The organism is Halomonas chromatireducens, from assembly GCF_001545155.1.
Classification (GTDB): Bacteria; Pseudomonadota; Gammaproteobacteria; order Pseudomonadales; family Halomonadaceae; genus Halomonas; species Halomonas chromatireducens.
This window is the reverse complement of the sequence record NZ_CP014226.1, coordinates 1,718,766-1,734,321: the sequence shown is the minus strand read 5'-3', so window position 1 is coordinate 1,734,321 and position 15,556 is coordinate 1,718,766. Positions and strand designations below refer to the sequence as shown.

Here is a 15,556-nt window from a genome sequence, read left to right as displayed (position 1 = left end):
GATAGGAATGCATGTTTCGTGCCAGCTGGTGCTTCCCGGCCGGCCGGCGTTCCGTGCTCGCAAGTGATTCACTAGCGCATCGAATTGGGTGGGATTCGATGCAATATTGAATCAGCGATGCAATACTGTATTGGCACGCGGAATAATCAGGAGCCGATATGAGTGAGATCGATGCGCGGGTCGTGCAGGCCATCGTCGAGACCGCCAATGACCATTTCTTCATCGTTGACGGAAGCGGCCGAGTTCTCGATGTCAGCCCGGGTGCCGCGGCGGTCTACGGGATGACTCGGGAAGCGCTGACCAGTAGTACGGTACAGGCGCTGGAGGCAAGCGGCGTGCTGAAGCCCTCGATCAGCATGGAGGTGATGCGCACGGGCAAGCCGGCCCAGCTGATGCAGGTCACCGGGACCGGCAGGCGGGTCATCGCCGAGGCCCATCCGGTGTTCGTCGATGACAGGCTGGAGCGTATCGTCAGCCGCTCCCGGGATCTCACCGACCTTCAGCTGCTGCAGGATGAATATGCCTTGCTCCAGAAGCGATTCAGCGAGCATCTTCGGCGCAGCCAGCCGGGGCCGACGGAGCAGGATGGCGAGCTGGATGAGACGCTGGAGGCACTGCAGGTGCGTAGCAGCGTGATGCGTGAACTGGCGCTGCTGCTCAAGCGCGTGGCGCCATCCGATGCCACCGTGCTGATGCTGGGCGAGTCCGGGGTCGGCAAGACCGCTTTCGCTCGCCAGCTGCATCGCTGGAGCCGACGCGGCGACGGGCCCTTCATCGAAGTCAACTGCGGTGCCATTCCCGAGAACCTGTTCGAGTCGGAGATGTTCGGCTACCAGCCGGGGGCCTTCAGCGGCGCCGCCCGGCAGGGCAAGGCCGGCCTGCTTGAGCAGGCCGAGGGTGGCACGCTATTTCTCGATGAGCTGGGCGAGCTGCCGCTGCTGATGCAGACCAAGCTGCTCAAGGTGATCCAGGATGGCACCGTCACCCGACTGGGGGACACCCGGCCGCGGCGGGTCGACTTTCGACTGGTGGTGGCGACCAACCAGGACCTGGCTAGCCGGGTCGAGGAGGGGGCCTTCCGGCTGGATCTCTATTACCGGCTCAACGTGATCCCGGTGACGCTGCCACCGCTGCGGGAGCGCCGCGAGGACATACCGGCGCTGGTGGAGTCCTGCCTTGATCGCCTCAACCAGCGCTATGGCCGCCAGAAGTTGCTGCACGGCAGCGTCTGGTCGGAGCTGATGGGCAGCGAATGGCCGGGCAACGTCCGCGAGCTGGAAAACTGGCTCGAACGCGCCTGGCTTTCCAGCGCCGGAGACGTGATCGAAGCCCCTACCCTGGGGCGGCCCGTGGGACACGCTGCAACCACTGATGCTGCTGTCGTTACCCCTGCCCCCCTGGCAATGGCGGAGGACGAGTCGCTGAAGGCGTATCTCGCCCGGACCGAACGCCAGGTGCTGGCGACACTGTGCGAACAGCTGTCGAGTACCTATGCCATGGCCGGGCGGCTGGGCATCAGTCAGCCCAGTGTCGTGCGCAAGCTGCAGCGCCATGGGTTACGTATCGAACGCACCCATCGCTAGCGCGTCATCTCCGCCAGTGCCTTCTCGAGGATCTCGAATCGGCCGGGCTGCAGAGCGTCTTCCACCGCGGTGATGCGCAGAATGTGACCCAGGTCCGGGTGGGCGGGGCGGGCGATGAGTCGGCCGGCCTCCAGCAGCTCGCGGTTGAGTCGTTCGCCTAGTTCGGCGCTGGGCAGGCGTAGAGCGATGAAGTTGGTGGCGCTGGGCAGCACCTCGGCACCGATTGCTGAGAAATGATCGGCAAGCCGCTGGCGGCGTGCCTTGACGTCGCTTACGTGCTGGCGCACCTCCTCGTTGTGATCCAGTACCGTCTCGGCTGCGGCCAGGGTCAGGGTCGAGACCGCATAGTGGATACGCACCTTCATCATCATCTCGAGCGTGTCGGGTTCGGCGATGGCATAGCCGATCCGCAGGCCGGCCAGGCCATGAGCCTTGGAGAGCGTGCGCAGGCGAATCACCCCCGGCAGCACCTCGCGGCTGAAGGTCGAGTCGGCGTCGTCACGAAAGTCGTGGTAGGCCTCGTCCAGCAGCAGCCAGCAGTCGTCGGGCAGCTCGGCACGCAGTCGGCGGATGGCGTCGTCACCGTGCAGGTGGCCGCTGGGGTTGTCGGGGTTGGCGAGATAGACGAGGCGGGCCTGCTCTTTCCATGCAGTGTGGAGAAGAGTATCGAGGTCCGGGGCGAGAACACCCGGTCGTTCCTCGTAGGGTATCTCGATCAGGCGGCAGCCCTGGCCCCGGGCGAAGTAGCCGAAGGTGGGATAGGTGCCGCTGGCGCTGACCACCGTGGAGCCCGCTGTGGCGGTGGTGCGCAGCGCCAGTGCGATCAGGCTGTCGGCGCCGGCGTCCACCAGGGTCGCTTCCAGCGGGAAGCCGTGAAGGGCGCTGAGCCGTTGCCGTACCCCCAGCGCCTCCGAGTCCCCGTAGCAGTAGACATGCTCGGCCATGGCATCGCCGAAGCGCTCGCGCAGGGCGCGGTGAGGCATGTCCAGGCCTTCGTTGGAGCCCAGCCGATGGGGTATCTCGCGGCCGATGCGTCGCTCCAGTACCTTGATGCCGGGGAAGGGATTGCTGGGGCCGGAACCGGTCAGGTGGTCGGGGAAGCGGGGCATGCAGGTCTCCCGTTTGATGATGAATGAAGGATGGGGTCTGGCGTCATGCCGTAGTCTTTCGTTGTGTCATGACGATCGCTACGGCGGACAGGGTCAGTGCCAGTGCCACCAGAATATGCAAGGTGAAGGGCTCGCCCAGCAACACAACGGCGCTGGAGACGCCGACCACCGGGATGATCAGCGTGCTGATGGTGGACTGGCCGATGGTCAGGCGATTGACGTTGCGAAACCACAGCATCTGGGCCAGGCAGATCGCAAAGACAAGATGATAGCTCAGACCCAGCCAGGTGGTGGTCCGCCATTCGAGCGGAGAAGGTGGTGACTCCAGTCCTGCAGCCAGCAGCACCATCGGCACGGCGCAGATGGCGAACTGCCAGCCGGTGATGGCCACGGGATGGCCCTTCCAGCCGCCGCGGCGCTTGATCAGTACGGTGCCCAGCGCCCACGACAGGGCGGCGCAGAGCACGAACAGGGGGCCGACGAGCCCCTCCGAGCCGGCCCGCCAGGCGGCCGGGCCCAGCAGTATCAGCAGGCCGGCCTGGCCGAGTCCCAGGCCCAGCCACTGCCTCCGGGTGATGCGCTCGCCGAGGATGCCGATGGCCATCAACAGCGCCCAGCAGGGCATGGTGAAGGCGATGATGGCTGCCTGGGAGGTGGGCATGTGCAGCTGGCCGAAGGCGGTGCCGACATTGAAGCCAAGAATGGTGAACACGCCGGCAATCACCAGCCAGGGCCACTCCTCGGCACTGATGGCCAATGGCAATTGTCGGATCCAGGCCCATCCGAGCAGCATCACGGCACCGACGGTAAAGCCGATGGCCCTGAGGCTGAACGGGGGGATGTCCATCAGGCTGAAGCGTACCGCGGGCCAGTTGCCTCCCCAGAACAGACCGATGGCGCCAATCAACAGCGCCGTCGTGATACCGGTTCGTTGCAGCAGGGCGGGGGAAGCAGGGGCCGTCATGGCGGCTAGGACTCCGGGGCCAGCACCTTGTGGCGGTTGAGCAGGTTGCGAGGATCGAGCGCCTGTTTCAGGGTGCGCATCAAGGCGATCTCCTCGGGGGTGCGCGAGAGTGCCAGGTAGTCACGCTTCTCCAGCCCGATGCCATGCTCGGCGGAAATCGAGCCGCCCAGCTCGGCCAGCGGGCTGTAAACTAGCTGTTCCACGGCTCGTCGTACCTCGGCGGTGGTGCTTCCCACGCTGATCGAGACGTGCAGGTTGCCGTCTCCCAGGTGGCCGAATACCACCATGCGTCCCTGGGGCCAGTCTCTGCGCAAGGCGGCTTCGAGCCCGTCCGTATAGGCCTCCATTTCAGGGATGGGGAGGCTTACGTCAAAGGTGAACAGAGGAGCCAGATTCAGTATCAACCCCTCGATGTCCTCGCGGATATCCCAGATGCCGCGACGCTGATTGTCGGACTGTGCCAGCACGGCATCGACGATCAGGCCGGCCTCGAAGGCGGACTCCAGCGCCTGGCCGAAGCGTGCTGCATTGGTCTCGTCATCGATGTCCAGGGACTCGATGATCACGTAGAACGGCGAGTGGGTGGGCAGGGGGGGCGTATGCCGGCCGCTCTCCACGGTGAGTAGCGCATAGTGGTTGCGCCACATGACCTCGAAGGTACCGAGGCTTCCTCCAAGGGTATGGCTCATATGCTGCAAAAGGCCCGTAAGCGCCTCGAACGAGGGGCAGGCCACCAGCGCGGTCTGTTCGCTGCTCATCTTCGGCTGCAGGCGGAGCACCGCCCGGGTCACGATGCCGAGGGTGCCTTCGCTACCGATAAACAGCTGCTTAAGGTCGTAGCCGGCGTTGTTCTTGAGCATGTGGTTCATGGAGCTGACCACGGTGCCGTCGGCCAGCACGGCTTCGAGTCCCAGCACTTGCTGGCGCATCATCCCGTAGCGAATGACCCGCACACCGCCGGCATTGGTGGCAATATTGCCGCCGATGGTGCAGGAGCCACGCGCACCCAGGTCCAGCGGGAACTGGACGTCGTGCTCATCGGCCAACTCCTGTACCCGCTGGAGGGGGACACCCGCCTCAACGGTCATGGTGCCACCGACAAGATCCACCGCCTCGATGGCGGTCAGTCGTTCCAACGAGATGGCGAGTTCGTCGGGGGAGACTTCTCCACCATGCACCAGTCCGGTCAGGCCGCCATGGGTCACAACCGGCTGGTTGGCTGCATGGCAAAGGCGCATCACGGCGGAAACCTCGCTGGTATCGGCAGGGCGCACGATGGCCCCGGCCTGACAGGGGGCGCCGGTCAGCCAGTCGACCCGCCGCTGAGCAACGTCGGTGCCGGTCAGCACATTGCCTGCGCCAACGACGGCAACAATCTCCTTGAGTAGGGCTTCCATTCGGTGTCCTTGTTCGTTCATGCGCTTTCCAGCTCATGGGCGCGACCCGGAATGGCCTCAAGCAGCTCGCGGGTATAGGCCTCCTTGGGCGAAAGGAAGACGTTCTGGGCAGTGCCCTGCTCGACGATACGGCCATGCTGCATGACGATGATCCGATCACAGATCTGGGCCGCCACCCGCAGGTCATGGGTGATGAAGAGCAGCGACAGCGACAGCTTCTGCTTGAGGTCCTCCAGCAGTTCCAGGATCTGGGCCTGGATCGAGACATCCAGCGCCGATACCGCCTCGTCGGCGACGATCAACTCGGGGTTCAGGGCCAAGGCTCGTGCGATACCGATGCGCTGTCGCTGGCCGCCGGAGAACTCATGGGGGAAACGGTCGACAGCCACGGCGCCGAGGCCCACCAGGTCCAGCAGTTCCCCGGCCTGCTTCATGGCCTGCTCCCGGGAAACGCCGTTGGCCATGGGACCCTGAGCGATTGCGTATCCGACGCGGGTACGCGGGTTCAGCGAGGCGTAGGGGTCCTGGAATATCATCTGCACGCGCCAGCGCTGGCGGCGGAGTTCCTCGCCGGTCAGTGTGGTGAAGTCGGTGCCGGCCAGTGAGAGCGTGCCGCTGTCGGGGCGTTCGAGACGCACAACGCAGCGACCCAGGGTCGACTTGCCGGAGCCCGACTCGCCGACGATGCCGACGGTTTCGCCGGGGGCCAGGGTGAAGGAGACATCGTCCAGGGCGCGAACCTCCCGGGCCGCCTTGAACAGGCCGCCCTTGGAACGGAACACCTTGTTGAGCCCGTTCACCTCCAGCAGGGGGGCAGGCCGCTCGCCGCCGCGGGCTTCGGGAATGATGTTGCTGGGTATCGCCTCGATCAGTGCGCGGGTGTACTCATGCTGCGGGTTTTCGAGTACCTCGCTGGCTGTGCCGAGCTCGACGATCTGGCCGTAGCGCATGACACAGACCCGGTTGGCGACCTCGGCCACCACGCCGAAGTCGTGGGTAATGAACATCACCGACATGCCGCGTCGCTTCTGCAGGTCCCGGATCAGTTCCAGGATCTGCGCCTGGGTGGTCACGTCGAGGGCCGTGGTAGGTTCGTCGGCGATCAGGAGTTTTGGCTCCAGGGCCAGCGCCATGGCGATCATTACCCGCTGTCGCTGGCCGCCGGAGAGCTGGAAGGGGTAGGCGCGAATGGCCTTGTCGGGCTGGGGTATGCCCACTTCCTCCAGCAGTGCCAGCGCCCGGACCTCGCGTTCCTTGCCGTTGTACTTGCCGTGGGCCTCGAAGACCTCGGCGATCTGAGCACCGACCCGCATCAAGGGGTTCAAGGCCGTCATGGGCTCCTGGAAGATCATGCCGATATGCAGGCCGCGAAGCTTGCGATGCTGCTTTTCGGTGAGCGTCAGCAGATCCTGGCCATCGAAGATCACTTCACCGGCGGTAGGGCGGACGCCCTTTGGCAGCAGCCCCATAAGGGCGTTGGCCGCCATGGACTTGCCCGAGCCGGATTCGCCCACCACGCACATGATCTCGCCTCGCTCCACGTCATAGCTGACCTCCTCCACGGCGTAGGCGCGGTCGGCGCCCTTGGGCAGGGCGATGGTCAGGCCGCGAATGCTGAGTATTGGTTCACTCATGGGACACTCCTTATTGACGGTCCGGCGCTTATCAGCGTTCGCGGGAAAGTTTCGGGTTCAGTGCGTCATCGAGACCCTCACCCACCAGGTTGAGTGCCAGCACCGTCAGCAGGATGGCAAGACCCGGGAAGAAGCTCAGCCACCAGGCCTGGCGAATTACGGTCCGGGCGGCGCCGATCATGTAGCCCCAGGACATGACGTTGGGGTCGCCAAGGCCCAGGAAGGAGAGCGCCGACTCGAGCAGGATGGCGGTGGCCACCATCAGCGAGGCGAGCACGATGATCGGCGACAGAGTGTTGGGCAGGATCTGACGCAGGATGATCGTGCGGTTGGTCTGGCCGACGAGTCGGGCTGCTTCCACATACTCGCGGTGGCGCAGCGACATGAACTCGGCTCGAACCAGGCGGGCAACCGGTGGCCAGCTGACGATGGCGATGGCGAGCACGATGGAGGTCACGCTGGGCTGCATGATCGCCACCAGCACAATCGCCAGGGCGAAGTTGGGAATGGTCTGGAAGAACTCGGTGAAACGCATCAGGCCATCGTCGATGAGGCCGCCGTAGTAGCCGGCGATGGCGCCAAGGGGGACACCGATCGCCAGTGCCACGGTCGTCGAGACGAGACCGATCAACAGCGATACCCAGGCGCCGTGCATGATGCCGGCGGCGACGTCACGGCCCATGGTATCGGTACCTAGCAGGAAGCCTTCCACCTCCATGGGGGCCAGGAAGGGGCGCTGTACCATGCGCCAGGGCGAATCGGGGTAGAGGAAGGGGGCGAGCAGGGCCATCAGGATGATCGTCAACAGAATGATCAGGCCGACCAGGGCACCCCGGTTCTGGGCGAAGCGGGCGAAGAAGCTCATGAGCCCTCCTTGATACGCGGATCCGCCAGGCGGTAGACCAGGTCGGTGATGATGTTGAACACGATGACCAGCGCCGCGGAGAAGAAGAAGATACCAAGCAGCAGGTTGTAATCGCGTTGCATCAGCGCCTCATACATCAGGCGGCCGATGCCGGGCCAGGCGAACACGGTCTCGGTGAGGATGGCGCCACCCACCATCTGGCCCGCCTGCAGGCCGGCCAGGGTAATGATCGGCAGCAAGGCGTTGCGCAGGATATGACGTCGCTGAATGACCCTGGGGCTCAATCCCTTCGCGCGAGCGGTCTTGACGTAGTCCTGCTGGCTGGCTTCCAGCATGGAGGCGCGAGTCATGCGGGTATAGATGGCCATGAAGAAGAGCGCCAGGGTGGTGGCGGGCAGCACCAGATGCTTGGCCACGTCCAGCACCAGGGCAAAGCCGTCGAGTCCTGCCCCCACGGTGTACATGCCGTAGGCGGGAAGCCAGCCGAGGTAGACTGAGAAAAGTACCACGGACATCAGCGCCACCCAGAACAGCGGCGTGGCGTAGAAGATCAGGGCCAGCGCCATGATGATGGAGCCGGAGGGCTTCTTGACCCGGGCGGCGGCCATGGAGCCGGCGACGATGCCGAGTGCCAGCGATAGCACGAAAGCCGTGCCGGTCAGCAGAAGAGTGGCGGGCAGCCGGGCCAGGATCAGGTCGAGAACCGGCATCTGCTGACGATAGGAGTAACCGAAATCGAGCATGGCGATGCCGGAGACATAACGCCATAGCTGAACATAGAGGGGCTGGTCGAGGCCGAAGCGTTCGCGCAGCTGGCGCAGAAACTCCTGATCGGTGGCGCCGGCCTCGCCGGCCAGTATGGCGGCGGGATCCCCGGGTGCCATCTGGATCAGGAAGAAATTGAAGATGATGATCATGAACAGGACGACGACGGCTTTGAGCAGCCGCATCAGGATCAAGCGTGCATAGAGCATGCGGGAGCCTCAACAATCGGATGGAAGCCCTGATCCATGTCGCGCTCGACACCGCCCATGGATCAGTGCTTTCGATCAGTGCTTACCGGGACAGCGGGGGCGGTCGGACCGCCCCCGCTTGGTACGCTAATGGATTAGCGGTCTAGCCAGGCATCCTTGAAGCCGTCGTTGACCCCCACGCCGGAAGTGACCAGGTTCTTCACGTCACAGCGGATCGACGAGCTGTTCAACGAGGCAGCCACCGCCTTCCCTGACGAGGAGCGTGAAGCGCTGTACATGGAAGCTCAGGAAATCCTCCATGAGGACGTTCCGGTGGGTTGGCTGATGGAGCTCGGCTTCCCGACATGCACCTGCCGACGAGCGCCATGATCGGCCAGCCAGGCCAGGGGTTTCGCATCGCCATGGCGGTACTCGACGTGTGCCGGCCGGTCTGGTCGGCGTCGAGGCCACGGTCACCGTCACCGACGGTGACGGCGACGTGGTCAGCGAGACCCTGAGCGCGGATCTCAGCGGCAGCATCAGCATCGTCGACGACGTGCCGACGCTGAACGTTGCCGCTGCGGCTGAGCTTGAGGATCTGCTGACCACTGATGCTGAGCTCGGCACAGCCAGCGCAGAGCTGCGTACCTTCTTCACCTTAGCCGACGTTCAGTATGGTGCCGACGGCGAGGCGGCCAGTGATGCCAAGACCTGGAGCTACAGCCTGGTGCTGGGCGAGGGTGTCGACGGAAGCATCGCGAAGGACAGCGACGACAAAGCTATCACCAGCGGTGGTGATGTGGTCTACCTGCATCTGGTTAACGGTGAAGTCATCGGCAGCACCGCGGCTGAATCGAGCGCTATCAGTGACAGCAACACTGTATTCGTGGTGCGCCAGGAAGGCGACAACCTTGTGCTGGATCAGCAGCAGGCCATTGACCACCCGACACCGAGTGATAGCAGCGAGATCCTGTACCTGGGTGACGGGCAGGTCTTGCTGAGCGGCACGGTGACCCTGACCGATGGGGATGGTGATCAGGCCAGTGACATGACCTCTGTTGATTTGGGTGGCCAGCTCGGCTTCCAGGATGACGGTCCAGTATTCCTTTCCGTCATGGACGCTGTATTGGTCAGTGCGGCTGGCACCACTTTCACTGGTCAGTATCAAGCTGATTTTGGTGGAGATGGTCTTGATTACCTTTCTGCAGTACTTGCTGGAACAGGCTCTTTCGATGGTCAGTCCATTACTTTTATTGAGGGAGAACCTGACAGTAATGGCTTCGTGAAGGTCGATGCTATAAGTAACGGTAGTAGCCTGTTTAACTTCTACTTGGTCACGACAACCAATCCTGTATCAGAGGGGGGGGATGGCGGTACAAAGCTGCTGGCATTTACTAATCCAGATAGTCCTGACACTAGCCTCTTCTTTTCGCTGGAGATAAATCCAGATGGCACCTATGCATTCACGCTCTACTCAAATGATTTGGCTACCACTGCTACGGTTTCCGGAAAGGCATTTAGTGCTTTCGGGCCAACAGGGTCTGTTACCACTGAAGATGAAACCCTAGTAATCTCTGGCTCTGATAATATTAATGCATCTGATAATGGTATTGGTGTAAAGCAGCCAACGATCAGTGGCGATGATTGGATGCAACTGGATTTCAATACCGAGCAGAAATTTGTCAATTTTGATTTTGTGCAGTGGGGTGGCTCTGGGCCTGCAAATATTAAACTTTCTTTCGATGGAGTGGAGTTCGAAGGTGGTGTGCTTCCTGTCGCTCGAAATTCGAGCGGTCTAACAGTCGTCTTTGATTCTGATAAAGCTGGAACTTGGGAGGTGGTTGACTCCGAATACTTCGTATATGTTGGTGACACGTTTGAAACCATGAGAATTGACCACGAAGGTGGTTCTAGATTTGGTATCAACGACATTACATATGACCTTGCTTTCGAGGTCGATGATCTGATTTTTGACTTCGAATTGTCTGTATTCGACGCGGATGGCGATAGTGATACCCTTGAAGATCTGCTTTCTATAGCTTTGATTGGTGAGGGTGGTGAACTTTCAACTGACACCATCGCTGGTATTGATGGTGATGAAGGGGTCGTGCTCGTAGGAGGTGATGGTGATGACACCCTCATCGGCGGCGATGGGGACGACATCCTCATCGGCGGCGCCGGCGACGATATACTCACCGGCGGTGCAGGCGCCGACACCTTCGTCTGGAACCTCAACGACGGCGGAACCTCCGATTCTCCTGCCATTGATACGGTAACAGACTTTACCCCTGGCGAGTTCGGTGTTAACGAGGAAGCTGATCGGCTGAATCTCTCTGATCTATTGATTGGTGAAGAGGAAGAGGGGGCAGACATTTCCAACTTCATCCTCGCCGAGGGGGACGAGAACGAGACGACGCTTTATATCAGCTCTCAGGGCAATCTGGATGGCAACAAGTACAACGCCGACCAGATCATCAAGCTTGAAGGAAAGAGCTTTGATAGCTGGAGGGACGGTGATGACCAACCCTTTGCCAATGGCGATGATCTGATTAAACATTTGATCGAGACAGGTCAGCTTCACATTGACCAATGATCTAATCGTCTAGTCATCGTTATACCCCGCCTGGTTAGCCCAGGCGGGGTTTTTTTTCTCACTCAATCAGGTGGAGTGAGCAATGTTCATCAAACTCGACGAGTCGGTGCGGGTCATTCAGTTCAGCCGTGAGGCGACTGCCGGATTTAGGGAATTCGTGCTGCTATGCTTGGCGTAGCGGCAAACGTTCGTCTCCGATGATGGGTGTGCCGTGAAACCGGTCCATCGCTAGGCTGGGCACTACCACTCATTTTTTCTTCTCACCCTGTACTTCGGTCCAATATCGCGCCGCTGGCCTTGGCGCATACTCGGCATCAAGCACGCCCCCTCCAAGCTGTGGTCTGTTTGGCCGTGGCGAGCCTCGTGAATTCGTATCATTCCTTTGCGGGGTTTTCCCAAAATGTCTATTGCAACCGTTCTGTCCCTCTCCGGTCAGGCCTGGGCTCGTGATGCCTCTGGCAACTTGCGTGAATTGCGTGTCGGTGACTTCCTGCAGGAAGGAGAAACCGTTGTCACGTCCAATGGAGCGAGTGTACAGCTCGACTTTGGTGACAACCTGGATCCCACCTTGATCCAGGGTGGTGAACAGGTCGTGATGACGTCTGAACTCAATGCCGAGGAGCCGCTGGAACCTAGTGAGTTCGCGGCCCTCGATGAGGACATCGAAGCACTGCTGGCGGCGCTGGGTGATGATTCCGTCGATCTTCTCGACGTACTCGATGCTACTGCAGCAGGGGCCGGGGCCGGCGGCGCAGCCAATGGTGGCCACAGTTTCGTGCGCCTGGCGCGTATCGCCGAGGATCTGAACCCTCAGGCATTCAACTTTGGCTTGAACGACCTGGGAGGACCGCCGGAAGAGCAGGGAGGGGCTTTCTTGCTGGCGGAAGAGGAAGAGCCGGAAGTGCCTGAAGTGCCTGTGGTCATTGCACCGACGGCGGAAAGCTTCGATGCCACGCTGCTCGATATCGAGACGTTGAACGAGCCGGGTTCGGTAGCCAGCGGCGTGCTTCCTTTTACCTTCGGTTCCGGTAGTGGTGGAACGGTAACCTTCGCTGCGATGGATGGAGTGATACTCCAGGTTGGCGGAGACACGCTCACGTTCAGTTGGAATGCCGTCACCAATACCTTGCAGGCGGTTTCCGAAGCTCGTGGTATCACCATTTTCCGCCTAGAGATCAACCCCTCCACCGGTGCCTTTACCGTGACCCAGGTGAACAGCCTGTTGCACGGTGAGGGGATGGATGACGCGCTAGCCAGCTTGGTTTATACAGTCTTCAGCACAAGCGGGAATGTCACGGGTACGCTTAAGCTTACCTTCGTTGACGATGCTCCCCTGGCCTTCGACGACACCGCCAGCATCGGCGAAGACACCCCCATCACCGTTAACGTGATGGCCAACGACACTGCCGGTGCCGACGGCGCCACCCTGACCGCGGCCAGCCTGCGCAACCCGAGTCAGGGTACGCTGAGCTTCGCGGCCAACGGTCAGGTCACCTTCACCCCAGCGCCCGGCTTCGAAGGCGACGCGGTGATCGATTACACCATTACCGACGCCGACGGCGACACCGCCAGTGCCACCCTGACCGTGACCGTGGCACCCGACTCCGAGCCCACGATCGCCATCAGCGCCGACAGCGACAGCGACAGCGTCGCCGAAGCCGGCCTGCCGAACGGCAGTGCGGCGGGTGACGGCTCCCACGTCACCCAGGGCACTTTCATTATCGACACCGGCAACGACGGCCTGGCGAGCCTGGTAATCAACGGCGTCAACGTCACCGCCGGCGGCACGGTCACGGGCAGCCACGGCAGCCTGGAGGTCACCCCGGGCGTCGGCGGCAGCTTCAGCTGGACCTACACCCTGACGGGCCCCACCAGCGGTGACACCACCAGCGACAGTTTCACCCTGGAGGTCACCGACAGCGACGGCAGCACCGCCACGGACAGCTTCACCGTCGACATCGTCGACGACGTGCCCGTGGCCGGCAACGACAACGGCGGCATCGTAACCGAAGATGGTGCCGTGAACGTGCTCAGCGGCAGCGTGCTCGGTAACGACAGCTTCGGCGCCGACGGCCCTGCCGGCGGCACCGCCGGCGTGATCTGGAACGTCACCGAGGCACAGCTGGCCGATATCGGCCAGTACGGCAGCCTGGTGCTGAACACGGACGGCAACTGGAGCTTCACCCTCGACAACAGCCTGGCCGCGGTGCAGGCGTTGAACGCCGATGACCTGCTGACCTTCAACCTCGGCTACACCATCACCGATGCCGACGGCGATACCGCCAGCGCCACCCTGAGCCTGTCGATCCAGGGTGCAGACGACAGCGCCGAGGTGATCGTCAACGCCGAAGGGGCCGACAGCACTGTCTACGAAGCGGGTCTCACCTCGGTGGACGACACGCGTGAAAGCGCCAGCGGCAGCTTCCAGGTGGCGGCCAGTGACGGCATCGCAACGGTCACCGTCGGAACGGCGACGTTCACCCTGGCGGAGCTGCAAGGCTTCAGCAGTGCCACGCCCTCGACCGGCATCGCCACCGCCAAGGGCACGCTCTACCTGACCGGCTACAGCGGTACGGCCACCTCCGGTACGGTCAGCTACCTCTACGTGCTGAACGAGGCACAAACCCACGGTGACTCGGGCAGCACGGCCGACGCCGTGCTGACCGACAGCGTGTCGCTCAGCGTAAGCGGGGTGGGTGGCAGCAGTGGCGGCGCCAACCTGACGATTGCCATCATCGACGATGCCCCGGTGCTGAATGTCACCAATGCTGTCTCGCTCAATGCTATTGGTGTCAGCTTTACCGGTACGCTTGCCGATATCGGCGCCGACTTCCCTGGCAAAGTGACACTATCCGGCACGCCGCCGGCAGGGCTTACATCGGGTGGCAAGGCCGTTACATACCAAATATCGGCTGACGGTAGCGTTCTGACTGCAACAGCAGGGGGCCAGGCAGTGTTCGAGCTGATCGCGCATCCGAACGGCACCTACACCTATGAGAAGTTCCAGCCTCTGGACGTGGCTGTCCTCAACTCCAGCCTGCTAGGCTCGGTAGGGGCCAGCGGTCCGCAGCCTGCCTACTTCATCTATGAAGACGGCTCCTTTGGCTCGAGCCCGAATGCTAAGCCCTGGGCGATCAAGATTACGGGCAGCCGAGATGTCAATCCCAGTACGCAGGGAATGGGGATCCATAACAACCAGTTCGACACTGGCGAAACCATGCGCCTTGACTTCGATAATGAGGGAGCCAGCGGAAAGGTTAATTTGGCCTACGTCGCCAAGATTGGTATCAACGGCCTGGATGGCAGCGAAACTGTGGCGTACACGGCAAAACTGACTGACGGTACCACCCTTTCGGGTATCGCATCGTCGAGTTCGCTCGTGGATGGAAGCTTGTTCATCACAGCCTCGCCTGGCACTTACATCGACTATGTGGACCTCACGGCAGGGAGCAACACGTCGGTACGGATCACTTCCATCTCGACCTTCACACTGGATGAAGGCGTGCCGAAGCATCTGCAGTTCGGCTTTACAGCGACGGATGCCGATGGGGATATCGTATCCGGGTCTCTGAATGTCACTGTTCAAAACAGCAACGTGCTGAATGGAGATGCGGACAATAATGTGCTCTCTGGTGGTGCGGGTGACGACATTCTCATCGGCGGGGCCGGTAATGATACCCTGATCGGTGGCGATGGCGACGATGTGTTCCAGTGGTACTTCGGTGACCAAGGTACAACCAGCGCACCGGCCATTGATACCGTTAAGGATTTCGGCAACGGTAAGGATGTGCTGGATCTGGCGGACCTGCTGCAGGATGAAAGTGTCGAGACTATCGATAGCTTCATCGTTGCGGCTCAGGAGGGGGCGGACACCGTGCTCTACGTCAACCATGGCGGCGGTATTCATATGGATGGCAGCAATGCCACTCAAGTAATCGTGCTGGAGAACGTCAGCATGGACGGTGGCAATTCCGCGGGCTTCCTCCAGGGGATGCTGGAGAGTGGGCAACTGAACATCGATTAGTGACATGATGTTTGGTTAGAGACGCTGCCCTGCCTGGAGACACCAGGCAGGGCTTTTGTTACCCTGCGTAAAGATCTTGGAAGGGCAGAAAAATGTTCATCAAACGCGACGAGTCGGGTCAGGTCGTTCAGGTCAGCCGCGAGGCGACCGCCGAGTGCAAGGAATTCGTGCCGCCATGCTCACCGGAGCTGCAGGCCTTCGTTTCCGATGACGAAGACGTGGAGAGCATGGCCCTTTCCAAATCGGACCTTGCCTTCGTGCGGGTGCTCGAGGACGTCATCAACGTGCTGATGGACAAGAGCGTGATCAGTTTTACCGATCTGCCCGAACCCGCCCAGCAGAAGCTGATGGAGCGCCAGTCGCTGCGCAAGCGGTTGAATAGTGTGGGCTTGATGTCCGATTCCGACGACGACAGCGGCGTAATCTAACAATTT

The 15,556-nt window shown here is 61.6% G+C and carries 11 protein-coding genes; 5 read left to right on the top strand and 6 right to left on the bottom strand.

Features of this window, described 5'->3' with window-relative positions:
* The first annotated feature begins 158 nt into the window (after window positions 1-158).
* Entirely contained in the window at window positions 159-1,583 is a 1,425-nt protein-coding gene (locus tag LOKO_RS08035) for a sigma-54 interaction domain-containing protein (RefSeq protein WP_066447441.1), read from the top strand.
* On the opposite strand, the gene LOKO_RS08030 is transcribed toward LOKO_RS08035, so the two are convergent.
* From LOKO_RS08030 to LOKO_RS08005, 6 genes are read right to left on the bottom strand one after another with little or no spacing between them, the layout of a single operon-like run.
* Window positions 1,580-2,692 (bottom strand): pyridoxal phosphate-dependent aminotransferase, encoded by a 1,113-nt coding sequence (locus LOKO_RS08030; protein WP_066447438.1) that lies wholly within the window; start codon window positions 2,690-2,692, stop codon window positions 1,580-1,582. The two genes, LOKO_RS08035 and LOKO_RS08030, sit on opposite strands and share 4 nt — an antisense overlap.
* A gap of 43 nt (window positions 2,693-2,735) precedes the next feature.
* Window positions 2,736-3,656: a DMT family transporter gene (locus tag LOKO_RS08025; protein WP_066447435.1), complete on the bottom strand. Its 921-nt coding sequence runs from the start codon at window positions 3,654-3,656 to the stop codon at window positions 2,736-2,738.
* A gap of 5 nt (window positions 3,657-3,661) precedes the next feature.
* Window positions 3,662-5,053, bottom strand: coding sequence for an FAD-binding oxidoreductase (locus tag LOKO_RS08020; RefSeq protein ID WP_066447432.1), 1,392 nt, complete (start codon window positions 5,051-5,053; stop codon window positions 3,662-3,664).
* A gap of 17 nt (window positions 5,054-5,070) precedes the next feature.
* Window positions 5,071-6,687 carry an ABC transporter ATP-binding protein gene (locus tag LOKO_RS08015; protein ID WP_066447429.1) on the bottom strand — a complete coding sequence of 539 codons (1,617 nt, stop codon included), beginning with the start codon at window positions 6,685-6,687 and terminating at the stop codon, window positions 5,071-5,073.
* A gap of 31 nt (window positions 6,688-6,718) precedes the next feature.
* Window positions 6,719-7,552, bottom strand: coding sequence for an ABC transporter permease (locus tag LOKO_RS08010; protein ID WP_066447426.1), 834 nt, complete (start codon window positions 7,550-7,552; stop codon window positions 6,719-6,721).
* Window positions 7,549-8,526, bottom strand: coding sequence for an ABC transporter permease (locus LOKO_RS08005; protein ID WP_066447424.1), 978 nt, complete (start codon window positions 8,524-8,526; stop codon window positions 7,549-7,551). Before LOKO_RS08005 ends, LOKO_RS08010 begins: the two co-directional genes overlap by 4 nt.
* Before the next feature lie 156 nt (window positions 8,527-8,682).
* Between LOKO_RS08005 and LOKO_RS19350 the strand changes: the two genes are divergently transcribed.
* The 4 genes from LOKO_RS19350 (at window position 8,683) to LOKO_RS07985 (ending at window position 15,550) form a co-directional block, all read left to right on the top strand.
* Window positions 8,683-8,895, top strand: coding sequence for a hypothetical protein (locus tag LOKO_RS19350; protein WP_162492493.1), 213 nt, complete (start codon window positions 8,683-8,685; stop codon window positions 8,893-8,895).
* 49 nt (window positions 8,896-8,944) lie between these two features.
* Complete coding sequence (locus LOKO_RS07995; RefSeq protein WP_066447415.1) at window positions 8,945-11,098, top strand: DUF5801 repeats-in-toxin domain-containing protein; 2,154 nt, start codon at window positions 8,945-8,947, stop codon at window positions 11,096-11,098.
* 400 nt (window positions 11,099-11,498) lie between these two features.
* Window positions 11,499-15,122, top strand: a complete 3,624-nt coding sequence (locus tag LOKO_RS07990) for a retention module-containing protein (RefSeq protein ID WP_066447412.1) — start codon at window positions 11,499-11,501, stop codon at window positions 15,120-15,122.
* Between the two features lie 92 nt (window positions 15,123-15,214).
* A complete protein-coding gene (locus tag LOKO_RS07985) occupies window positions 15,215-15,550 on the top strand; it encodes a tryptophan synthase subunit beta like protein (protein ID WP_066447409.1) in 336 nt (111 codons plus the stop codon).
* Window positions 15,551-15,556: the final 6 nt, after the last annotated feature.

Bases quoted from the DNA above. Each gene is read 5' to 3' on its own strand.
- LOKO_RS08005 (WP_066447424.1), bottom strand. From the start codon at position 8,526: ATGCTCTATGCACGCTTGATCCTGATGCGGCTGCTCAAAGCCGTCGTC.
- LOKO_RS08025 (WP_066447435.1), bottom strand. From the start codon at position 3,656: ATGACGGCCCCTGCTTCCCCCGCCCTGCTGCAACGAACCGGTATCACG.
- LOKO_RS08020 (WP_066447432.1), bottom strand. From the start codon at position 5,053: ATGGAAGCCCTACTCAAGGAGATTGTTGCCGTCGTTGGCGCAGGCAAT.
- LOKO_RS07990 (WP_066447412.1), top strand. From the start codon at position 11,499: ATGTCTATTGCAACCGTTCTGTCCCTCTCCGGTCAGGCCTGGGCTCGT.
- LOKO_RS08015 (WP_066447429.1), bottom strand. From the start codon at position 6,687: ATGAGTGAACCAATACTCAGCATTCGCGGCCTGACCATCGCCCTGCCC.
- LOKO_RS07985 (WP_066447409.1), top strand. From the start codon at position 15,215: ATGTTCATCAAACGCGACGAGTCGGGTCAGGTCGTTCAGGTCAGCCGC.
- LOKO_RS08035 (WP_066447441.1), top strand. From the start codon at position 159: ATGAGTGAGATCGATGCGCGGGTCGTGCAGGCCATCGTCGAGACCGCC.
- LOKO_RS08030 (WP_066447438.1), bottom strand. From the start codon at position 2,692: ATGCCCCGCTTCCCCGACCACCTGACCGGTTCCGGCCCCAGCAATCCC.
- LOKO_RS08010 (WP_066447426.1), bottom strand. From the start codon at position 7,552: ATGAGCTTCTTCGCCCGCTTCGCCCAGAACCGGGGTGCCCTGGTCGGC.